The following is a 23034-nucleotide window of genomic DNA, read 5'->3' on the forward strand; positions in this document are numbered from 1 at the left end:
GTTGCAGAGATGGATGGCACGCCCCTGATTGAACTACAACAAACCGGTTACCTGTCGAAGACCATGAACATTGAGGATTATGAATAACCTCCAGGTCAGGTGTGGCGTACGGTCCGGCTCTCATGCTCCTTGTTCTCGTGTAAACCCGGCAACGTCCGCCCGGATCCATGCACCAGTTCCTGGTATTGAGGCAATCGAAAGGAGAAACAGGCCCCCTGCCCCACCACGCTCTCACACCAGATCTCCCCCCCTACCTTCTCGATCAGTTCCTTGGCGACCGCCAAGCCGTACCCTGTTGAAGGCTCTCCTCCCGTAGGTCTAGGGGTGAGTAGTACTCCGCGCTGGAAGAGTTTGACCTGGTCTTCCTGACTCAGGCCCGGGCCCTCGTCGCGAACACGACAGACCACCCAATCCTGCTGGGGCACCACATCGACCCATATTCGCTTCCCGGGTGGTGAGTACTTCACGGCGTTCGAGAACAGGTTATCCAACGCAGCAGCGGTGGCGACACGGTCAGTCCACACAGGAGGAACACCGCCCGTGGAACCCAAAAGACACTGAATCTGCTTCTGATCCGCAATGCGTTGATAAAAGAGGCGAAACCTCTGCGCCATGATCGGCAACTCCACCTTTTCGAAACGCATTTCGGCGTCCAGACCGGTCTCGGTATTCACCAGTCGACTGACCGTGTGCGCCATCAAATTTGTGGCCTGTTGCAAGGACTCAAGCCCGGTGCGGATTTGCTTGTCCGGATGGTCCGCTAGCATCAACAGGAGTAATTCAACCGTTCCGCCGGTCACGGTGAGATAATTGTTCAGGGCATGTGCGGCAAAATGGACAGCACTCTCACTGATTGCCGGCAGTTTCTCCATTTCGTACAACACCTGCTCCAACTCCGCCCGGGCTCTGAGAATGCCGGACACGATTTGATTCTTATCTTCCCCCATGAACGCTCCTCCCTGCGATGACCATCGCGATCTTCCCGGAGTAAGTGAAGCCCAAACAACTTGAGACTGATCCGCCTAAACTGCGGAGTGCCGTCTTCTTCAATATCATCAGAGTCATTGGGATCTCATGATAAATACAGGTGAACCTCGTTTGCATGACTATGGTGCCTCAATAGTTGCCGCAATGCCTGGCTACATTCAATGATGGGATCATCATCACATCCCCAGGAGCCTAGGGCTTGAGGCAATGTGCCATTCTCCTTCTCCTGCCCGCATCCCGACACGCAACAGCTGCACAGCTTGTGTCAATTTTTCTTCAAACAGCGAATTAAGTCAAGAAAAAACAAGCCGGTTGCTACACGGTTCTGAAAAAGAGAAAGCCAAAGGAACGACCCACAATTGCTCACAAATTTCGAGGCCTGCCATGTTTGTGGAACACCCCGTTCGAATCCAGGACTGCCGGGAATTTTCATGCCAAACCTGTACGGAATCAGTTGATCAACCTACTCTTCATTAATGGCCGTCATTCCCTTTCTGCACACGCCACTTACCATGCTTGCTCTGGTTGTCAGCTCCTCTCTCGATAGGGCCTTCCTGAGGCCAGGCCGTTTCCCGGAATCTCTGGACGACCGAGTGGAGCGGATGTTTTAAAAACGATCCACACCGTTTTCTTTCGGATACACGAGGGTGATTAAATTCATCATTTTCTATTCTGAAATCACCGGAAAATTGCGACTTTTCTAAGCCTGAATTGATCGATACAAAACTTTCTATTTCAACCTCAGGAACTGATGCGGTGTAAACCAGAGAAAGATTATTCACCATCCGAAAATTTTTATGTGAAGGGAAGGACCGGCTACGTATAGGCCTTTTGGCTCAAGGACCGACATGTTCCTAATTTGTTACCTTGCGTCTTCTATGGAAATTGGTATCGTCGGTCTACCCAACGTCGGCAAATCCACGATTTTTAACGCGTTGACCTCTGGAAACGCGGCCGCATCGAATTATCCATTTACGACAATCGAGCCGAACGTCGGCGTCGTAGCCGTTCCTGACCCGCGTCTTGCGCGCCTGACCGAGTTGGTCAAACCCAAGAAAACCGTGCCAACTTCCTGCCGTTTCGTCGATATTGCCGGTCTGGTGAAAGGGGCTTCCCAGGGTGAAGGCCTCGGGAATAAATTTCTCGCAAATATCCGCGAAGTCGACGCGATCCTTCACATGGTGCGTCTCTTTCAGGATCCCGACGTGGTGCACACCATGGGCGGCGTGGACTATCGGCGGGATATTGAAGTGATTGAAACCGAATTAATGCTCGCGGACCTGGACAGTCTCACCAAACAGTACGACAAGGTCACAGCCAAAGCGAGGTCCGGAGATAAGGCCTCGAAAGAGGCACTTGTGGTGCTCGATATCCTGAAGAATGGCCTTGAAGCGGGTAAACCGGCGCGAGCACTGGGCCTCGAACCGGAAGTTCTCAAGAATTTTTTCCTGCTCACCACACAGCCCGTTCTCTATGTCGGGAATACCGATGAGAATCCGGATCCGGCGATCCTTGCGGACTTTCAGGCATTCGCCAAGGAGCGCGGATCGGAATCGGTCGTGATCTGTGGCAAACTCGAAAGTGAAATTGCTCAACTATCCGGTGAGGACCGCGAAATTTTCATGAAAGATTTGGGCATGGAGCAGAGCGGCTTGGAGAAGGTCGTCGTCGCCGCTTATAAAACACTCGGGCTCTGCTCGTTCCTCACCTCCGGAGTGCAGGAGGTCAGGGCCTGGACCATTCCCATTGGAGCCAAGGCCCCACAAGCGGCCGGGGTCATCCACACCGACTTCGAGAAGGGCTTTATCAAGGCCGACATTTACGCCTTCACGGACATCGACACCCACAAGTCGGAAGCCGCCCTGCGCGAGAAGGGCCTGATCCGCTCCGAAGGAAAAGAATACGTCGTCAAAGATGGCGACGTCTGCCACTTCAAGTTTAACGTCTAGACGGGTTTTTGCTTGCCGGCATGCTGGCGGGCACTTAGGATTCAACCGACAATGCGTTTCCCCTTCCAATAGCTGCCTTTCCGCCTTTCTAGTGGGTCGACAAGGGCCTATCTTGACTCATAGTATTCTCTCTAAATGAAGAATTTTTCATGTCCGCTTCATAGCTGCTTCATGTAGATGGTCTATTCTGAATTTATGAACAGCCGGTTGATTCCATCAATTTCTTAAGAAGGAGGATGTATCATGAAGGGAATCCACACATTCAGTCTATTGGGCGCCTCAGCTCTCTTGTTGACTTCCCTTGGATTGGCCATAGGTGATGACGGCCGGGAGAAGGTCGCCGTGGCCAATCTGCCCACTTCGGTCACCATGGAAGAAGCCATTAAAACCGCGACGACTCAATTTCCAGGAAAGGTGATTGAAGCCGAACTGGAAAGTGAAGACGGAAAAGTGATCTATGAAGTCGAGATTGTCAACGCTGCCGGAGAAATCAGGGAGATTGAGATTGACGCCCAATCCGGGAAAATCCTGAGTTCTGAACTCGAGGACCAGGAAGCGCACGAGAAGGGCGCCTCTCAGAAGGATTGCGGAGAAGCCTAATACATCGTCAAGGCCCCATGCGTAAGAAGGAGTATGGGGCCTTTGCTCCTTTCCCCACACTGACGACACACAGGAGGAACCATCTTTGAGCTGCGGGTACTTCCCATGTTCGTGCATTTCCTCATCCCCTTGCAATTCACCACTGTGCTATTTGACGACGCAGGAGCATAGTTCAAACGGAACAATTTCGGTAATGGCGATTTTGACTTCTCATCGTGGGGTTTCTCGGAGGGGTTGCGGCCGCGATTACCCGCACCTGGGCAGAGGAGGCTATTAAAAGGACCGGAATTGCCAAATCGATGATTGAGACCCACGAGGCGCTCGCTTTTGTGAGCTTAGGAATTTTCGGAGTCCTCCTATGGGGTCGGCTGGTGCTGCGAGACAAATTTAGGCGGAAGACCTCGTTTTCGTATTTTTTGATTGCGGCGATCGGATTAGGCACACTAAGCGCCAAAGGTCGCTAGGGGGGAGATTTGGTCTACGAGCAGGGGCTGCCCTTGTAAAGGACGCAGGACTCCATGCGAAGCACCTCCGGCCTTCACGGTTATACTTTTCAGCGGGAGACAGATGCGTATTCTCTTAGTGGAAGATGATTCAAGTGTGTCCGGATTTATTGTGAAAGGGTTGCGCGAGGAGCAATATGCTGTGGATCTTGCCACCGACGGTGAGATGGGATTAGCCATGGCCATGACCTCGTCCTATGACCTGATCATTCTGGATATCATGCTCCCAAAAATGAATGGCATTGACCTCTGCCGCCGGCTTCGAGCGAAACGCCAGACCACGCCCATTCTTCTGTTGACGGCACGGGAGGCCGTTGAAGATCGCGTGACCGGTTTGGATACCGGGGCAGATGATTATTTAACCAAACCGTTTGCCTTTGCTGAATTACTGGCACGTCTCAGAGCACTTCTCCGTCGTGGCAGTGCCCAGCCCACCCCCCGCCTCACGATCGCAGACCTGGAGCTGGATCCGATTTCTCACCGTATTTCACGGGCAGGCCAGACCATCGTCCTGACCAACAAAGAATATTCTCTTCTGGAATATCTTATGAGAAATACGGGACGGGTATTGACCCGGACAGCCATTACTGAGCATGTATGGGACATTCACTATGAGTCCGTTACAAACATTGTCGATGTCCACATTAAAACCCTGCGTAGCAAAATGGACCGGGATTTTTCTCCACAACTGATCCATACCGTACGGGGGATCGGTTACGTCTTAAAGATCCCGGATGCCTAACCCATGCAGGCCTTTCGCACTCGCATTCGTCTCGTCGCCTTGGGCTTCATCGTCATCCTCCTAGGCCTCTTTAGCCTGCTCCTCTACCTTGGATTTTCGACCATTTTGCACGGTCATATCGATGAAGAATTGGTCGCACTCGCCGAAGAGGAAAGTTATCGGGTGGACCTGGCTACCGACCATGTGGAAGTGTCCTCTCACCGGCAAGATGAGGGGAACAAAGAGGATGAAGAAGACGAACGAGAAGAATTTGATGACGAAGATGAATTACAGCAGGCCATCCGTTACAGCGCCATCCTGGATCCCACCGGCCGTATTCTCTGGAGTGGGCAGAGCACCGAGAACCGGATTCCAGTGGCGTCTCAGGTCATCGCTCAGGCTCTTAAAGGGGAAACGGTCTTCGAAACGTTTCACGAACCAGGCCGGTCCCCCATTCGCCGCATCTCGATTCCTCTTGCCATCGAGGACCACGGACGATTCATTTTACAAACGGAAAAATCTTTACAATTTGTCGAGGAAACTCTTCAGTGGTTGGCATGGCTTCTCTGTGGGGCCTCCGCCATCTCGCTCTTGTTTGCCTGGTGGGGAAGCGGACGTTTGGCCGGTGAAGCCCTGGCACCGGTCAAGGCCTTGAGTCAGACAGCGGAAACCATTTCCGGACAGACACTCTCCACCCGTCTCACACTCACCTCCCCCTACGCGGAATTTCAACGCCTCGCCCACACCTTTAATGGCATGTTGGACCGCTTGCAGCAGGTCTTCGAAGGACAACGTCGCTTCGTGGCCGATGCGGCCCATGAACTGAAAACCCCGTTAACGGCAATGAAAGGCAATTTTGAGGTCAGCTTGCAGCGGGCACGGTCGGGAGAGGAATACCGGGAGACTATTCTCTCCAACCTGGCTGAAGTCGATCGACTCACCGCCATGACCAAATCCCTCCTTACTCTCGCACAATTCGCCGGCGACCGCCCACCACTCGCGCTGCAAACTCTTGACCTCCCGCCTCTTGTCGAAGACGTCGTGAGCGAGTTGTCCGTGTTAGCTCACGAAGGCGGTATCCATCTGCAGACGGAGTTTGAACCTGTTCCTCCTTTCCTTGGAGATGCCTCACAGCTCAAACAAGCCCTGATCAATCTCCTGGATAATGCCCTACGGCATACCCCTTCAGACGGAACCATAACCGTTCGAGTCCGGTTTCACGAGGGGTCAATCCGTCTATCCGTAGAGGATTCCGGGCCGGGAATTGATTCCCAACATCTCCCTCACCTGTTTGAGCGATTCTATCGAATCGACCAGGCACGGGATCGCCATTCAGGAGGAACAGGCCTGGGATTGGCAATCGTCAAAGAGATTGTCGAAGCCCACGGAGGAACGATCCATGCACAGAGTCAAGTCGGATACGGCACCACATTCACAATCACCTTCCCAACCGGAAAGAACCACCGTTAACATGAACACCCTGATAGTCTGTTGTCAGAGGAGATTTTTTGTCCGAATGAGTCATTCATGAAGAAACTGAACCACAGGTATTGGAGATGGCTCCCTGTTTTTTGCCTTCTCGGGCTGTTCCCTTTGGGTTGTTCCGACACCCAGCCACCAGCGGGTAGCCCTCCGGACAAAGATCCGGCTGTTTCCTCTACCGATCTTAGCCCCCATTCCGAACAAACCTTTCATGTGGATCATGTCCCTGACCAAGCGCGTCAACGAATCCGAATTGAAGAAGTTAAAGAACGCCTGACCCCGCATTCAATTTCGGCTCCGGGACATGTCGCCCTTGATCTCTCCCACGTGGCAAAAGTTTCCTCTCGCATCCCCGGGCAAGTGGATAAGGTTATGGTGCAATTAGGGGATCGGGTGAATAAAGATCAGCCGCTCGCGGCCGTTGAAAGCATGCGCTTGGATGAATTAGTCCAGGAATACCTGGTGGCCAAATCCAAATTGGATGTGGCCTCCAGCAACTTTAGGCGAACCAAACAACTCCTGGCTGAAAACATTATTTCTCAACGTCGGTTTCTGGAAGACCGTGGACAGCAGATTGAAGCCCAGGCCGTCTATCAACACGTCCGGGAAAAGCTCCTGAACATGGGGCTCAGCCCACAGGAACTCCAACAAATGGAGCATGGGAGCCATTTGGAGGGCCACAAATATTTGCTCCGGGCCCCTCTTAGTGGAACCGTCGTGAATCAAAAAATCGTGCTGGGTCAGGGCGTAGCGGCAGGAGACGAGTTCTTTGAAATTGTGGATACCAGTCAGGTGTGGGTGTTTGCCAATCTGCCAATCGAGCATGCCCGTCGTTTCAAGGAAGGCGATCAAGGCGAGGTTCTTCCCCGTGGTGGAGAGCCCATCACTGCCCGGCTCACCTATATTGCCCCGGTCGCAGATGCCACCACCCGCACCATTCGCGTGCGATTCGACGTTGAGAATTCTAATGGCCGGCTTAAGCCCAATGAATATGTGGACGTGCGGTTGATCGATCAACAACAGCCCGTCTTATCCATTCCTCTATCGGCCTTGACGATGGTAGAGGGCGTGCGCGGAGTGTTCGTTCAACGGGGCAACGGATACGATTTCGTGTTTATTGAAACCGGCCAGGAAGGCGGGGGACTTGTGGAAATCAAACGGGGCTTAAAACTGGGAGAACACGTGGTCACCGAAGGTGTCTTCGATCTGAAAAACGCCATCATGAAACCATCCGCCCATGAACATTAACCACCATCACCGTGGGTGAGAACGTGGAATTGCGCACAAATATGCGTGTTATTTTTCAAGGCATGCCTGACGAATCAGGTTCCCTTCTTTCGTGTTCCCCGCAATTAGTCAAATGATGAAAACCCTATAACTCCATGGAACGTCTTCTCACACTCTCACTTCAATATCGATTTTTTACTGTCGTCGCCTTGCTTTTGGTCAGCGCCTCCGGAATGTGGTCGCTGACCAATCTCACCATCGATGCGGTTCCCGATCTCACCCCTGTCCAGGTGCAGATCCTCACCCGTTCACCCGCGCTCGGTCCGATTGAGGTGGAACAATTCATCACGTTTCCGATTGAAACCGCACTCAGTGGCATACCGGGATTACAGGAAGTGCGTTCGATCTCACGTTATGGCTTATCGGCCGTGACGGCGATCTTTGAGGAACACCTGGATCTCTATTTTGTCCGACAACTTGTTAGCGAACGTCTGGCGTTGGCGACAGAGCGCATTCCCGCCGCTTATGGACGACCGATGATGGGCCCCTTATCAACCGGCCTCGGAGAAGTCTACCAATTCACGCTCACAGGGCAGGGGCACAGTCCCATGTTCCTGAGGACACTTCTGGAATGGGATATCGGCAGGCGGCTTCGTGCCGTTCCCGGTGTGGTTGAAGTGAATATTTGGGGCGGAGAAACCAAACAATTTCAGGTGGTGGTCGACCCCAGTAAGCTCCTCGCCTTCAATCTCACCTTAAAAGCCGTGTTTGATGCCCTCGCGCAGAACAATGCGGTTGCCGGAGGCGGATACATTGAACATGAGCGGGAACTGTATCTCATCAAAGGAGAAGCCATGGCCTCGACAGTTACCGATTTAGGGCAAATTGTCGTGAGTCATGGGCCGGGTGGCGTTCCCATTTTCATTAGAGATCTTGGGGAAGTCAAAGAAGGTGCGGCCTTGCGGATAGGGGCGGCCACGCGGATGGGTGAGGGGGAAACGGTTATCGGAATGGTTCAGATGCTGGCAGGGGCCAATGCTCAGCAGGTCGTCGAACAGGTGAAGAAACGGGTCAAGGAGATTCAATCGACGCTTCCACCGGGTGTCCTGATTGAACCCTATTATGACCGGACCCTTTTTGTTTCAAAAGTCATCAACACCGTCAAAAATAATTTACTCGAAGGAGGTCTGCTGGTCATCGCGATTCTCTTTTCATTTCTAGGAGACGTTCGGGCCGGATTTATTGTGGCCTTAGCCATACCTCTTTCCATGCTGATGGCTTTTACCGGCATGTATCACGCTGGCATCTCCGGAAATCTGATGAGCCTGGGTGCGATTGACTTCGGACTGCTGGTGGATGGATCGGTCGTCATGATCGATAATATTCTGCGAAAGCTCGGGAAGGTCACCAGCCAGTCGAAGGAAGACAAACTGGCAACGATTCAGAGTGCGGCACGGGAAGTGTTAAGACCCATTGTGTTTGCAGTCGGCATTATTATCGTCGTGTATCTTCCCATTTTGTCCTTGGTTGGGTTGGAAGGCAAAATGTTTCGGCCCATGGCTATGACTGTCATTTTTGCCCTAGCGGCTTCACTCCTCTTTGCGGTAGGAGGCGTGCCGGTACTGGCCTATTGGTTCGCACGCGCCCGACCGAATCATGAAGAAACCTGGCTCATTCGGCATGCCCGAGGCCTTTATCAACCCTGGTTAGACCTGTCCATAAACCGGCCGGCATGGGTCGTGATTCCAGGCATCGTGCTGTTTACCCTCAGTCTGTTGATTGGATCGCGCTTAGGGATCGAATTTGTTCCTCGATTAGAGGAAGGGGATATGGCCATTCAAGTATGGCGCCTCCCCAGCGTCTCCATGACTGAATCAGTGCAAACGGCCTTGGAGGTAGAACGGGCATTGAGGAAATTTCCCGAAGTCGTCCAGGTGGTCACAAGGACTGGAAGTCCGGAAGTGGCCACGGACGTGATGGGCATTGAACTATCTGATGTCTTTGTTGTCCTTAAGCCGCAAGACGAATGGACCACGGCCACCTCCAAAGAGGCATTGATCGACACATTCAAAACGGCTGTTCATGAAGCGGTTCCCGGTGTTGGCATGAGCTTTACGCAACCGATTGAGATGCGATTCAATGAACTCATTGCCGGCACCCGTTCCGACCTCGCAATCAAAATTTTCGGGGAGGATCTTGAGGTCTTACGCCATCAAGGAGATTTGGTGGCACGTTCCCTCGAACAGGTGCCCGGCGCTGCCGATGTGAAAGCGGAACAAGTGACCGGGGTCCCAAGGATTCGGGTGATCGTGGACCGTGATCAAATCGGGCGATACGGGTTGAACGCCAAAGACCTGTTAAACATCATTGAATCTGCACGAGTGGGCCAGACGGTTGGAACCGTCTTTCAGGGACAACGCCGCTTTGATCTGATAGTCCGCCTCTCGGACAATGCATCGGCCGGTCCGGTGGCGCTCGGCAATCTCCTGATCCCCACCCCGCATGGGGAACTGGTTCCGTTGTCCCGCGTGGCCACCATCAAAGTGGATGAAGGACCTGCGCAAGTTAGTCGACAGGATATTCAACGCCGGCTGGTAGTCGAAGCCAATATCCGTGGCCGTGATCTGGGTTCCTTTGTCACCGAAGCCCAACAAATCATTCGCGACCGAGTTTCCCTCCCTCCCGGATACTACCTTGAATGGGGCGGACAATTTAAACATCTCGAAGAAGCGTCACGCCGACTGGCCGTCGTGGTGCCGATTACCTTACTGCTTATCATCGCCATTCTTTCGGTGATTTTTGGAACAATTCGTCCGGCCTTCCTCATATTTTTGAATGTACCCCTCGCTCTGTCGGGCGGTATTTTTGCCCTTTGGATTCGAGGCCTTCCGTTGAGTATCTCGGCGGTCATCGGTTGTGTTGCCCTTTTCGGAATTGCGGTCTTAAACGGTGTCGTTTTGGTAAGCCGTATCCAAAGACTTGAAACCGAAGGGCTTCCGACCCGGGACGCGGTGGCACAGGGAGCCATGGATCGTCTTCGCCCTGTCTTGATGACCGCCCTCGTCGCAAGTTTGGGTTTTTTACCGATGGCCGTCGCTACCAGTATGGGAGCGGAGGTCCAACGGCCTCTGGCCACAGTCGTGATTGGCGGTTTGATCACGTCCACGGCTTTGACCCTATTTATTATTCCAGCGTTGTACGGCACCGTCTGCCGTTCCAACAAACAACCAGCCATACCCAATCAGTCTCACACCAGCACCATCTCAACCTGAGAAGGATGGTGTTGTCACAAGAAGGGAACTTGTCATGTGGTTTAAACAGATCATTTGCCTCATCATGCTATACGGTCTCTGCTGGCAACCCGCGTTGGCAGCGACTGACACCACACCACAGGCTGCGGCCCCGACCTATAGCCTGAAAGAAATTCTGAACATGGCCTTAGAGAAAAATCCCCTTATGAACGAAAGTGAGGGGGTCATCGAACAAAGAGAAGGAGACAAAATCTCTGCCTCCGCTTATCCCAACCCCACCCTATGGGTTCAGAGTGGACGTGGAACCGTCAGAGAACCTACCGGTCCGACTCTCACCGAACGATATGCCACCCTCTATCAGCCCATCGAATGGCCGGGGAAACGGGCGGCACGTCAACAGGCAGCTCAAGCAGGATTGGACGGAGCCCTGGCTTCAAAAGAAGAAGCCAAACTGAATTTGATTGCCGCAACCAAAGAGGCTTTCTATGACCTCTTATTCGCCGAACGCCAAACGGCGACGGCCATCCAAAATGTTCGCACGATGAAAGAAGTCCAAAAGGCCGTGATTCGTCGTGTTGACGCCGGTGAAGCACCCCCATTTGATGCCGTGAAAATCCAGGTAGAGAGCATGAAAGTTCAAAAAGAGGTCGCCCGGACCAGGGGTGTGGTCCAGTCTATCCAAGCCTCATTAAATAGCCTCACTGCCGGGGCGTTGGGGCTTGAATTCTCCATTGATGGCGATTTCGCCATCTGGCCTGGAGCCTTACATCTCGAAACACTCTCGCAGCAGACTCTGGCGAACCATCCCATCATTACCAAATGGAAAAAACTGATAGCACAAGCGCAGCACACCCACCGTCAGGAACAACAGGCTCGCGTGCCCGATGTGACGCTGAGTGGAGGATACCAGCGAGACGCAGGCCGAGAAGCCTATATCGCCGGGGTTTCCATTCCTTTTCCGGTCTGGAATCAACGACAGGGGGACATTGCCCAAGCCAAAGGCGCACTGCGACAACGGGAAGCGAGCCTCCTTCGGGCCAAGCAGGACCTGCTCAAAGGCATCGCCCAGCAGATCCAACTTTCTCAAGCCGCTGCGGCGCAAATTGCCACATACGAAAAAGGGTTGCTCAAACAGGCACAAGAGGCGCTACGTATCGCTCAAGTCAGCTTTAAATACGGGGAGGCCAGTCTGCTGGATGTGCTGGATGCCCAACGGGTCTTGCGGCAAACACACATTGACTATGCGCAGGCCAAATACGATCTCTCGATCGCTCTGACCGAACTGGAACGCGTCACCGGCGGAACCGTACAACCCTGAATCACCTAGCTTATGCGGTCCAGAAAAGCTCCACCCGATCCATCCTACTGCCATTTTTTCGCTACTATCTTTTACTTCCCTTGTGTGCTACGCTTTTTTTTAACTCATCGCTCTGGGCTTAGCTTTGAGAGTTCAATCACTCAAGCCCGTAACCGGTGTTGTTTAGCCCGAGAGAATAACTCGGAAGTGTCTGACCTGAGTGGCGTGGGAATAGCGTCCGTGGCCTACCTCTTCCAAATGTTTTACCCTTCTCGAGCCTCAGACAATATCATCTTTTTAAAAGGAGGAACCCCATGGGTTCAAAATTGTATGTAGGTGGGTTGCCGTATTCAGCGACTCAAGCAGAATTAACCGACCTGTTTTCGGCACACGGCACCGTCGAATCAGCTAACGTCATCAGCGACAAGTTCACCGGCCAATCGCGCGGGTTCGGATTTGTTGAAATGTCTACCGGAGAGGAAGCGCAAGCCGCAATTGCAGCCTTGAACTCTACGGAGTTCGGTGGCCGTACATTGACGGTAAACGAGGCCAAACCCCAAGCTCCACGAACCGGTGGCGGCGGAGGTGGCCGGGGTGGATTCGGTGGCAGTGGCGGAGGCGGAGGAGATTTTGGAGGAAAACGGCGCAGCCGATTCTAACGATTACTCAATACGTCTGATAATAAAGGGAGAGGTCCACAAGGCCTCTCCCTTTTTTTATTCTATTCCAGGATTTCAAATGGTTACCCTGAGGATCTCACCATGATGACGGCAGACAATAGCACTCCCAACCCTAACAACAGGGTCAAACGGCCAAGCAGAGGAGTGAATCGGAGAAGGAGCCCTTCGCCAAACGATAATTCGGAAGCGGCCTTACTCTTCAGGTTACGCACTTTCGTTCCCATTATCCGATCGTGAGTGAAGGACACCAGAACTAACAGGAACACCAGGATCAGTTTCGTGAGGACAACAGGTGGCCAAGAGAAAACAGGAACCCCGAAATTGAGGATATTTCCGAGAAGGACCGACCCCGTCGCCACCAAAATGAACAGAGCGATCCATACCATCGTTCTAAATCGACGAGCAAGGCTTATAAACCCTCGTTGGGCGGAAGGAGGGTCAGAGGCCTGCCTCAGAAGAGGGACTGCGACAAGGGAGAGGAACAGCATTCCTCCAATCCAGAAGGTTGCTGCAATCAGATGGGTCCAGACTAGAATAATGTAAAAGAAATTCACTTCCTTAATTGTAGCGGGATTGATCCGAACTCACCACATGGAAATGTATTCGACCTCGGGAAAAAACCATTTCCAGTGAATAGAGAAATCTATTATACAGAGTAACCACTTCAGACAGGCGAATACTTGAAACGGCTTCCCTCTGTAATTTAATCCGAGTCAGAACGCAAACCATGATGACCTAGGTGCTGCCGCTTATATAGACGGCGGAAATTCCCTCTCCAATGCCTCCTGGGTTACCCCGGCCCGATCGCAATCTCATCTCCGCCACCTTCCTTCTTTACCTCACCTTTACCTCACCGAACATTAAAACGCGATTCCGACATACGCACCGGCGGTGCCGAAATTATTCGTCGTATCTGTTTGACCGGTAGCGAGATGAAATCGGCCATCCACTCCGAGATGAATGGCTTTCCAAATTCGATACTGCGCCCCGAGTGCGAATTGGACACCGATATCCAGAACGGTCGTATCATTTGAAGGAGGACTGATGACGTGAAAGTCCAGCCCTGCCGGAATTATCCAGGGACGGAATCGGCTGCCTTCCATAAACATGATTTTCGGTGCCACATTCACCGTCAACATCGTGATTTGGACCTTTTTATTCGTTTCCACTGAGCAAGTCGGGACGCCCGCAAGGGCACAGGTGCTGGGAACCGCCTGCGTCACGTTTTTGGAATTAAACCGTTTATATTCCACCCCAATTTCACCCAATACCCAGGTTCCAGGAAACAAATCCCAAATATCTCGCGTGAGAACCAGATCCAGTCCAGCGCCAACATAGTAGCCGTTATTACTATCATTGGATCCACTTAATCCGAAAACATCCGTCTCTACTTCATTGGAACGATCATTCACTAACCCTGCCCAGCCTCCACGGAAAAACACCATGTTTCCGGTTTCTTGTTCAGCACCTGGGGATTGGGAGAGCGTTTTCTGCTCCAAACGCTCCAGCCTTTCGTCTACGCTTAAACCCTGGGCCTGACTCACTCCCGGTACTGCCCACAGCACGCACCCCACAAACCATGCACATATGCTCAATTGTGCCACCAACCGGTTTCTGCTCATCCTGTCACCTCCTCATTCAAAAATTGTGGTAGAACTTCAACCCGTCATGAACATGGCCCCGAATTGTGAGTCATCTCTGTTTCTCTCATCTTCAGTGAAAATGGGAAAAACCACTGAACGGGCCATAGGCTATACGATTCCCGACGGCGGGACCTTGTTGGAAAACAATGGTCAATCAGATAGTTATCAATCTTTTGAATAGGCCTAATGGCCTAAAGACTGCGAGAGCACGCAACATTAGGGAAGGGAGTCTGAGAGAAGGCTGGTTGATAAAAAACGAGACTGAGTAGAGCCAGAGCTAGGGAAAAACGATAGAGGATGGAAGAAGTGTTGAGGAGGAAAATTTCAATGAGAGGGGGACATGCCGGCAATTTTCGTCAAGCGATCGGCATTCATAATCGTTAATTCCCGTCCATGCACCGTAATGAGGTGATCTTCCTGGAAATCACGAAGAAGCCGGACCAAGGTCTCTACGGTGACCGCCGTCATTTGCGCAAGATCCTCCCGTTTGAGTTTGAGCGTAATGCGAATCCCTGCATCATCGTGTTTCCCGAATCGATCGCTCAACTCCAATAAGAGCCTGGCTAATCGCTCCCGTGCCGGAGTGAACGCAAATTGATCAGCTGCATTCAACACAGCCGTCATTTCTTTACTGAGCACCTGAACAAGTTTGACCGCTAACGCACCATGGTCTTCCAGAAATGCGAGAAAACTGGTGCGATCCAACAGACAAATTTGCGAAGGCTCCAAGACTTCACACGTAACCTGATGGACCGGCTGTTCCTGAAAAGCCTGTTTTTCCAGAAGTTGGCCTGAATCCAAAATGTCCACCAACCGCTGTTGCCCCTTGCGATTGAGCCTGGTCAGTTTCACACGCCCCTGGCAGAGAATATACAATCCCAGAGCCACATGCCCTTCATAGAATACAAATTGGCCGGCCTGATACATGGCCCTGCGTTTAATAAGCCCGAAGGGTTCTTCCACGGAAGGCACGAGTTGGCAGATATCAGACGATTCCCGATTGGGGCAAACTCCACATTCAGGAATGGTTGGAGAAGTGGGTGCTTTCATCGCTCCCTCCTGTACGTTTCGAACCATTGGACTATACCCGATTCCTGATATTCAACCAACCCCTTCGCTCAGTAGACTTGATTATTTCTGGAGGATGAGTGTCCCTTCACGTCTCTCAGGAAAGAATATGCCCCCGTATGCATCTTCAGCAGTTTCAAATTACTTCCTGGGTCTTTATAATCTTCTCACTGCCCTATTCGTGAAAATTGTATCTTCTTATGACCAATTTGCCACAATCTGATCCTCCTCTTCTGTCTTCTCCGGCATACAAACGGGCAGACTCCGACCTTGATTATTTGCAGCGAGACGAACTCAGGGCGGTCCGGCTCCAACTGGAATGGTTTAAACCGGAACTGATCCAACAGGACGAGGGTATCGAATCCACCATTGTGGTGTTCGGCAGTGCCAGGCTTCTGGAACCGGCCGCAGCCAAAGCCAAGCTCTTGATCGCGGAAGAAGAGCTGGCCGCCTCACCACACGATCCTGAAAAAAAACGGGGCGTGGCCATTGCCAAAAACCAGAAGGCGTATTCTCCCTATTATCAGGAAGCGCGGGAGTTTGGCCGCCTGGTGTCTTCCAGTTGCCAGATAGACGGACGTCGAAAATTCGTCATCATCACCGGCGGGGGTCCCGGTATCATGGAGGCAGCCAATCGAGGTGCAGCCGATGTAAAGGCCAAATCCATTGGACTGAATATTGCGTTACCACATGAGCAATTGCCCAATCCCTATATTACTCCTGAACTGTGTTTTCAATTTCGTTACTTTGCCCTTCGGAAAATGCACTTCCTCAATCGAGCCAAAGCCTTGGTGGTCTTTCCCGGCGGATTCGGGACCATGGACGAATTATTTGAGACCCTGACCCTTCTTCAAACAGGAAAAGTATGTGACGTCTCCGTCGTACTCATCGGACGACCCTTTTGGGAAGATCTCATCAATTGGGAGAAATTTGTGGAGTATGGATTGATCGCGGGTGAAGACCTGCAATTGTTTCATTATGCTGAAACCGCAGGGGAAGCCTGGAACATTATCATGGCCGAACATCCACTTGAAGCCCCCTCATGAAGATTTCGTTTCATGGAGCCGCCCGATCCGTCACGGGGAGTCGTCATCTCATTCACGCGGGATCCTCCCGCCTGCTTCTGGACTGCGGCATGTTTCAAGGGCATCGAGACCAAGCGGCCAAACTCAATCGTCACCTCGGCTTTGATCCAAAATCCCTGACAGCCGTATGCTTATCCCATGCCCACATCGACCATTCCGGGGCGCTTCCAGTCCTGGCCAAAGAAAAATTTCGCGGATCGGTCCATATGACGTCGGCCACGGCAGATCTGACCAAAATTTTACTGGAAGATTCCGCTAAGATTCAGCAAAGTGACTGCCGGTACGTCAACAAAAAAGAACGACGCAGAGGAAAAACATGTGTCACACCCTTCTATTCGATGGACGATGTCCAGAACATCACCAATCGGTTTCGAGGAGTCCGTTACGGGACCTCCATCTCTCCTGCCCCCAATCTAAAGGTGCAATTTCATGATGCCGGGCATATCCTCGGATCGGCGGGAATCTGGGTCAAGCACCAGAGTCGTGGCAATACCACTTCGGTCTTGTATTCGGGAGACCTGGGAAGGGCCAACATGCCGATCCTTCGTGATCCTCATTTGCCTCCCCCCTGTGATGTGCTGATCATTGAATCGACCTATGGAGACCGACTGCATGAGGACGACCAAGCCAAACGAAAAGCGATTGCGAAAGAACTCGTAGACCATGCGATTCAGCATAAAAGCAAAATTATTGTTCCGGCCTTTTCGGTTGGCCGCACTCAAGAAATTATCATGCGCATTAAGGAACTCGTGACCTATGGAGAAGTCGACCCCATTCCGATTTTTATCGACTCCCCTCTCGCGTTGAAAGCCACCAAAGTATTTCGCCAACACCCGGAATGCTATGACGAGGAAACCTATCGCACCTTTACCTCGACCGGCGATGTCTTTGCCGCCAAATACATCAATTTCATCTCGACGGCTCAAGACAGCAAGCTCCTGAATCGGCGTAGCGGCCCCTGTGTGATTATTTCAGCTTCCGGCATGTGCGAAGGGGGGCGCGTCGTCCATCATCTCAAACATACCATTGAGGATGAAGCCAATGTGATCGTCCTGGTGGGATGGCAGGCCGAGCATACCTTAGGACGCAAACTGGCGGAGGAATGGGACACCGTCCCGATTTTTGGAATTCCCACGCGACGCCGTGCTCAAGTGGTCCGATTAAATGGATACTCCGCTCATGCGGACCGGGAGGATCTCCTCGCGTATGTCCGTGCCATCACCCCTCATCCTCGAAAAGTCTTTGTGGTGCATGGTGAAGAGCGCCAGTCTCTCGCCTTTGCCATGAGGCTGACCACGGAATTTCCCGGCATGGAAGTGGAGGTTCCTCGCCCGGATTCCATGTATGACGTGTAATCCATGATCCTGATGCCTTGTGGATTCTGACTTCTCCTCTCATACATATGCTCTCCTGGAGAATGAAAGATTATGGTAATATCCCCATTGGCTTCCTGATCCCTTTGTCATCATGAAATCAGGTTGGGGCACTCGAATGTTCCTATTGGGTTAGCCTCCCGTTCATCACACCGCAGGCGCCACATGCCACCCATGACCGAACCAGATATCTTTCACATACAAGACGGGAGATGCATCGTCGTCTTTGCCTATGACGTAGGTGCGTCCATTCAAATCGACGAAGCGGAACAGCGGATTACCGCGACAAAAGAACGAGGACGAATCAAACGGAAACGGCCGGCACCGGAATATTTTGATTATCATCCCCCGCCGCTCCGTATTACGCAAGAGCTGGAACCCATCAGCCTCGGAGCACATCACACGCTTCGCACCGTCGACACCGTACTCTATGACTTCGGCGCGCTCATGGTGACCTACCAGATTCCCCTGGCCGGGCCGTTTGCGTCGCTGCTCCCGCTCAGTGAAGTCCTCTATGAAAATGCTCAACTGCTCGAAGGCACATTCCTGCATATCCAATCTCTCCTGAACACGCTGGGTCCGGCAATTGAAAAACCGAATATATCCGAATTGGTCGAGGACTATGTAATATTTCATATTTTCTCGACGCAACCTGCGTTGGATCTGTCGAAATTTGTCAAACAACACGGCACGCTTCTGTCTCAAATCCTCCGTTGTGAGGATCAACCATTGTCAGAGCAGGAAATTTGTGATGCCACCACGAGTCAAATTGCCTTCGGGACACAGGACCTGACCCTCATTGATTGGAATGCCTCGCTCATGATTGGACAGGAAATGGATGACGTCCGGGCGGTTCTAGAATTCGCCAATGTGGAACTCGTCGAGCGCCGATTTCTTGACCACCAATTGGATGAAGCGTTGGATGAGGCCTATGCCGCCCTCACACAGGAAACCCGGCATGGGTTCCGTTGGCCGGGATCATCGGATGTTAATCTCCGCCGAATCGCAGGCATGCAGGTGGATAGCGCGATTCTCTTTGAACGGGTCACCAACACGCTGAAATTATTCGGCGATCAATACCTGGCCAGAGTCTCTCGACTGGCCTCGCAACGCTTTCATTTGCACAGTTGGGATACCAGCATTCTCCGCAAGTTGGACACGCTGGATAATTTGTATGACAAGATGGCCGGTCAAACCGGCAATCGGCGGATGGAAATTCTTGAATGGATCATCATCATTCTCATTGCCATCTCCATACTCCTTCCGTTTATTCCGGGATTTCCCGGCTATTAGACGGCCTCCCCCTTTCTCCCTGTTCCCCGCCCTTGATCCCTCCAACAACCCCCATGGGGGCAACGACACCACTCAACGTTCTGAGATGAGAAAAGGTGCAACAACAGCATGCTGAGAGCCGACTATTGGGACGCCACAAGGAGAAACCGCAAAAGGGAAAATGTGAAGAGGAAGGAGCTTATTCGAGTGAAATACGGTCATCGATATTTCGAATGATCCTGGCACGCCCCTCCTGATCAAGCTGCGCCTCAATCCAATCACCGACATGAGCCGGTCGATCAATTCGCGTATTTTCATCAAAAGGCAATCGGGCCTCAATCTGATCGTTGATATGCACGACATACGCTGCCCCTTCAATCTGAAACACCTGCCCCTCCACTACTCGCAACGATCCATAGGGAGACAAGGCTTCTTCTTGAATTTGCATGAAACCTTTGGTCCCTTCAACAATGCCAAACCCGATATCCGCCTGACGCAAGTCCCCAGGTTCCTGTGTTCCCCCGCAACCCACCAAACCCATGAGAACAAAGATCCTGCCCAACCAACTTGGATACGTGAATGCCATGGACAGCCCTCCCTCCTTGCTTGCCCTTCAGATGACTGATGAACATCACTCCGAGAATGCATCCTAACACACTCATTCAGGCTGTCCATGAACGTGGATTCATTTCACACCATCTTGTGCCAGACACGTTGCTTCCTCTGGCCCAATCCCTCACTGGTGGCACCAACACATCTTTCCAATTCCAGCATAAAAATTGACCTTGCCGGTAAATTCTTTTACCCTTGCCGCAGAAATGTGGACAATTTGATGCATCGACATTCGTCGATCCGTCCAACAAGGTCATTCACAGGGGTGGACGCGTTCATCCTGCCTTTACGATAGACCTCTTTATCTACGACATCTCCATCGTCAACCCTTTAACTCGAATCAGGAACTATCGATTTATGCTCCAAGATTTTTGGCAAGAATTTCTTATCGTATGGCACATCGGCATTTTGAATACCAGCTTGGGTGACATTTTCTTAGCCCTAAGCATCTTTCTGATGTTCTTGTTTGCCAGACGAATTGTGTTTCGCTTTCTGTCACATGTCTTCAAAAAGCTCGCGACACGAACTCAAACGGATACGGATGCCCGAATCCTGGACGCCATTGAGCGCCCCCTTGAATTTACCTTTGTGATTATCGGACTCTATATTTCAGGACAGGTCGTGTCCTTGTCTCCCCCGTTAAATGCGGTCTTTGGACAAATCATCAGATCTTTGATTGCCTTCACAATTTTCTGGTCTATTTTTCGAATACTTGATCCGCTTTCCATCCTGCTAGATCGGTTCATCACGTTCTTCGGCAACCAAACCATGCATGAAACCATCAAAGGCTTTTTCCTCAAAGTTTCAAAATTCATCGTGGTCTGCTTAGGTGTGGCCGCCGTATTTCAAGAATGGGGATTCAATGTCGCGGCGGTCCTTGGTAGCTTAGGACTGGTCGGCATGGCGGTCGCCCTTGGGGCACAGGATTTCATTAAGAATATGTTTGCCGGACTCACAATTTTCATGGATCGGGTTTTTGAAAAAGGTAATTGGATTAAAACGCCTGATGTGGAAGGCACGGTAGAGGATATCGGATTTCGTGCGACAAAGGTCCGTCAATTTGATAAGGCTCTGGTTACCATCCCTAATTCCAAATTGGCCAATGAAGCATTAATCAATTACTCCCGCATGACGAACCGGAGAATTTATTGGAAGATCGGGATCGAGTATCGTTCGACTCATGATCAAATTCGGAACATCATCCATGGCATTTCGACCTATATTTACGAATGTGGTGACTTTGAAACCAATCCGGAAAAGACCAAAACCTTTATTTTTTTGGATTCATTCGGCAACTCGAGCATTGACATTATGCTGTATTGTTTTACGAAGACCATTGTGTGGGGTGAGTGGTTGGAAGCCAAAGAACGCTTGGCATACAAAATCAAGGAAACCGTCGAGGGCGAGAAGGCCAGCTTTGCGTTTCCATCGAGTTCCATTTATATCGAAAGTCTGCCATTCGGCACACCGGAATCTTTCATGCCTCCCCGCTCCCGGTCGCCTTCTTCTCCATCGCCAATATAGTTTTCATTTTCTCAGTGTCTGGAATCCTGTAGTTCGCCAACCTGGAAAGTGTCCCTTTTCCCCGAGAGATCAGCGTCCTTTGCTCTCTCGACTACCTGGCGGACACCTTTCATGCTTTTTTCTAACATACCTCCTTACTTATTATTTTGGCCTCCTTCCGCTTGTGTTCGCACAAAAATGTGACATGAATTCAACTCGTAAGTGCAATTCTACCATGGTGGATAGAAGGCAACCTGCAGTAGGATCGTGGCTTTTCCCATCGCCAAACCAACATTGCTGTGGTCGTGGGGATCCATAAGTCCACGATCAGCCGTGAGGTGCGGCGCACCAAAGGCTTGCGAGGCTATCGGCCCTTACAGACCCACCAGTTGGCGGTTCACCGTCGCCAGACCAGGCCCAATGCCGTCTTACCCCCACCAGAATGGGAATAAGCGGTGGACCAATGTTTACGGGAACCGTTGGGGCGGGGGAGTTTTACACCTATACCCCCGTAGGCGATATCGTCAACACCCCCACCCGGATTGAAAACCTCAATAAAAAGCTGGGCACTCGGCTCCTGGCTACTCAACTCGTCGCAAAAGACTTACCTGATATCTTCTCCCGAATGATAGGGAGTTTTCAATTAATTGGGAAAACCAGGCCGGTGGTGGTTTATGAACTTCTAGGTCGGGAATCCGAGGTGGATGCGATTTGCCGGAAAGCAATCCGAAAAATTTCACACGGAGTAGGATGTTTTTATACCCGGCGATGGGATCAAGCCGAGGAATCGTTTCAAACATGCTTGCAACTTCGGGGGAAAGATGAGCCCAGTCATTTTTACTTGAGTTTATGCAGTCATTTTCGAAGCCATCCTCCGCCACCGGATTGGCAGGGAACGATCATCTTAATTACGAAGTAACCACACTCTTGAACCCACATGATTTTCCGTCAACCCTCCAGCCCGCTGTCTATTGGCGACCGCTGATACGTTCAAAAATGCAAATGCAGTATCAACGGGCATTAGGAGCCTACCCATTGGCGATACCGGGCTAATAGTTTCATCCTTCGGCCGGAATGGGCACAGTTAAAAGGACTCCATGACCTCTCAATCCATTGCTTTTGGTCAAGAGAAGGAACATTTCCTCTTTTTATTATTCAATTGATTAAGCTAGAATATTTCCATAATGGAGGTGGAGAGCTAGAGACATTCAAAATGTTCTTGACCATACTTGGTGGGATACCCATTCGAGTTTTCAACCTCACAACCTAAGGAGATGCATTATGGCGGAAACAACTGCAGCAATGTTTGGCGGACACAAAACCAACGGCCTGGTTCTGGTCGTGGACGATGAGCCCGATGTCCGAAAAGTTGTACGGATGACTCTCGAAAAGGCCGGATATGATGTCATTGAGGCTGAGGATGGGGAAAAGGCAATTCAGGAAGTGCAGAAAGGCGAAAACCCCTTAATGTTGGACGTCATCATTTCCGATATTCGCATGCCGAAAATCAACGGCGTGGAAGCCATTAACTACTTTCAGCAACAATACCCGCGCGTTCCACTCATCGTACTCACGGGATTCCCGGACATGGAAATGGCCACGGGGTTTCTGAAGCAAGGGATCGTGGATTATCTCGTCAAACCGGTTGAAAAGGAAAAATTAATTAAATCCGTGGCCACTGCCATGGAAAAACGAGATCTCAATCGCTTGTAATCTGACGGGACTGCCTGTTCAGATTCCGAGGTTCTTCTCACGGGAGAATGATTCCCCTTGAAGAAGAC

At 51.5% G+C, this 23034-nt stretch carries 21 protein-coding genes; 15 read left to right on the forward strand and 6 right to left on the reverse strand.

The genetic code is table 11. The features are described 5' to 3' along the window. Nucleotides 1–95: 95 nt before the first annotated feature. Nucleotides 96–947 carry a sensor histidine kinase gene (locus ACWHYD_RS14715; RefSeq protein WP_447962782.1) on the reverse strand — a complete coding sequence of 284 codons (852 nt, stop codon included), beginning with the start codon at nt 945–947 and terminating at the stop codon, nt 96–98. A gap of 513 nt (nt 948–1460) precedes the next feature. Further along, nucleotides 1461–1772, reverse strand: a complete 312-nt coding sequence (locus tag ACWHYD_RS14720) for a hypothetical protein (protein ID WP_447962783.1) — start codon at nt 1770–1772, stop codon at nt 1461–1463. Between the two features lie 93 nt (nt 1773–1865). On the opposite strand from ACWHYD_RS14720, the gene ychF reads away from it, so the two are divergent. The 9 genes from ychF to ACWHYD_RS14765 all read left to right on the forward strand — a co-directional run bounded on the left by ychF (nt 1866) and on the right by ACWHYD_RS14765 (nt 12676). After that, complete coding sequence (gene ychF, locus ACWHYD_RS14725) at nt 1866–2936, forward strand: redox-regulated ATPase YchF (RefSeq protein WP_447962784.1); 1071 nt, start codon at nt 1866–1868, stop codon at nt 2934–2936. A gap of 243 nt (nt 2937–3179) precedes the next feature. Then, nucleotides 3180–3536, forward strand: a complete 357-nt coding sequence (locus ACWHYD_RS14730) for a PepSY domain-containing protein (protein ID WP_447962785.1) — start codon at nt 3180–3182, stop codon at nt 3534–3536. 215 nt (nt 3537–3751) lie between these two features. Continuing rightward, nucleotides 3752–4000 carry a hypothetical protein gene (locus tag ACWHYD_RS14735; RefSeq protein ID WP_447962786.1) on the forward strand — a complete coding sequence of 83 codons (249 nt, stop codon included), beginning with the start codon at nt 3752–3754 and terminating at the stop codon, nt 3998–4000. Nucleotides 4001–4103: 103 nt separating this feature from the next. Further along, nucleotides 4104–4781, forward strand: coding sequence for a response regulator (locus ACWHYD_RS14740; protein WP_447962787.1), 678 nt, complete (start codon nt 4104–4106; stop codon nt 4779–4781). Nucleotides 4782–4784: 3 nt separating this feature from the next. After that, nucleotides 4785–6230: a sensor histidine kinase gene (locus ACWHYD_RS14745; RefSeq protein ID WP_447962788.1), complete on the forward strand. Its 1446-nt coding sequence runs from the start codon at nt 4785–4787 to the stop codon at nt 6228–6230. Between the two features lie 57 nt (nt 6231–6287). Next, nucleotides 6288–7490: an efflux RND transporter periplasmic adaptor subunit gene (locus tag ACWHYD_RS14750; RefSeq protein WP_447962789.1), complete on the forward strand. Its 1203-nt coding sequence runs from the start codon at nt 6288–6290 to the stop codon at nt 7488–7490. A 134-nt stretch (nt 7491–7624) separates the two neighbouring features. Further along, nucleotides 7625–10741, forward strand: coding sequence for an efflux RND transporter permease subunit (locus ACWHYD_RS14755; RefSeq protein WP_447962790.1), 3117 nt, complete (start codon nt 7625–7627; stop codon nt 10739–10741). 34 nt (nt 10742–10775) lie between these two features. Then, nucleotides 10776–12038, forward strand: coding sequence for a TolC family protein (locus tag ACWHYD_RS14760; RefSeq protein WP_447962791.1), 1263 nt, complete (start codon nt 10776–10778; stop codon nt 12036–12038). Nucleotides 12039–12331: 293 nt separating this feature from the next. Next, complete coding sequence (locus ACWHYD_RS14765; protein ID WP_312646836.1) at nt 12332–12676, forward strand: RNA recognition motif domain-containing protein; 345 nt, start codon at nt 12332–12334, stop codon at nt 12674–12676. Between the two features lie 83 nt (nt 12677–12759). On the opposite strand, the gene ACWHYD_RS14770 is transcribed toward ACWHYD_RS14765, so the two are convergent. The 3 genes from ACWHYD_RS14770 to ACWHYD_RS14780 form a co-directional block, all read right to left on the reverse strand. After that, nucleotides 12760–13185: a hypothetical protein gene (locus tag ACWHYD_RS14770; protein WP_447962792.1), complete on the reverse strand. Its 426-nt coding sequence runs from the start codon at nt 13183–13185 to the stop codon at nt 12760–12762. Between the two features lie 372 nt (nt 13186–13557). After that, the gene (locus tag ACWHYD_RS14775) at nt 13558–14319 is read right to left on the reverse strand and encodes a hypothetical protein (protein WP_447962793.1); all 762 of its coding nucleotides are present in this window, start codon (nt 14317–14319) and stop codon (nt 13558–13560) included. A gap of 345 nt (nt 14320–14664) precedes the next feature. Then, nucleotides 14665–15390 (reverse strand): Crp/Fnr family transcriptional regulator, encoded by a 726-nt coding sequence (locus tag ACWHYD_RS14780; protein WP_447962794.1) that lies wholly within the window; start codon nt 15388–15390, stop codon nt 14665–14667. Nucleotides 15391–15608: 218 nt separating this feature from the next. On the opposite strand from ACWHYD_RS14780, the gene ACWHYD_RS14785 reads away from it, so the two are divergent. From ACWHYD_RS14785 to ACWHYD_RS14795, 3 genes are all read left to right on the forward strand, one after another. Further along, nucleotides 15609–16454 (forward strand): LOG family protein, encoded by an 846-nt coding sequence (locus ACWHYD_RS14785; RefSeq protein ID WP_447962795.1) that lies wholly within the window; start codon nt 15609–15611, stop codon nt 16452–16454. Further along, nucleotides 16451–17848: an MBL fold metallo-hydrolase RNA specificity domain-containing protein gene (locus ACWHYD_RS14790; protein WP_447962796.1), complete on the forward strand. Its 1398-nt coding sequence runs from the start codon at nt 16451–16453 to the stop codon at nt 17846–17848. Before ACWHYD_RS14785 ends, ACWHYD_RS14790 begins: the two co-directional genes overlap by 4 nt. 183 nt (nt 17849–18031) lie before the next feature. After that, entirely contained in the window at nt 18032–19159 is a 1128-nt protein-coding gene (locus ACWHYD_RS14795; RefSeq protein ID WP_447962797.1) for a hypothetical protein, read from the forward strand. Between the two features lie 178 nt (nt 19160–19337). Here the strand turns inward: ACWHYD_RS14795 and ACWHYD_RS14800 are convergent, their stop codons facing one another. Further along, on the reverse strand, nt 19338–19724 hold the full coding sequence (locus tag ACWHYD_RS14800) for a hypothetical protein (protein WP_447962798.1): 387 nt from the start codon (nt 19722–19724) through the stop codon (nt 19338–19340). 383 nt (nt 19725–20107) lie between these two features. Here ACWHYD_RS14800 and ACWHYD_RS14805 point away from each other — a divergent pair, with 383 nt between their 5' ends. From ACWHYD_RS14805 to ACWHYD_RS14815, 3 genes are all read left to right on the forward strand, one after another. Then, nucleotides 20108–21274: a mechanosensitive ion channel family protein gene (locus tag ACWHYD_RS14805; protein WP_447962799.1), complete on the forward strand. Its 1167-nt coding sequence runs from the start codon at nt 20108–20110 to the stop codon at nt 21272–21274. A 442-nt stretch (nt 21275–21716) separates the two neighbouring features. Next, complete coding sequence (locus ACWHYD_RS14810; protein WP_447962800.1) at nt 21717–22172, forward strand: hypothetical protein; 456 nt, start codon at nt 21717–21719, stop codon at nt 22170–22172. A 362-nt stretch (nt 22173–22534) separates the two neighbouring features. After that, nucleotides 22535–22966, forward strand: a complete 432-nt coding sequence (locus tag ACWHYD_RS14815) for a response regulator (RefSeq protein ID WP_442430168.1) — start codon at nt 22535–22537, stop codon at nt 22964–22966. Nucleotides 22967–23034 lie beyond the last annotated feature (68 nt).

Source organism: Nitrospira sp. Ecomares 2.1 (genome assembly GCF_965152585.1).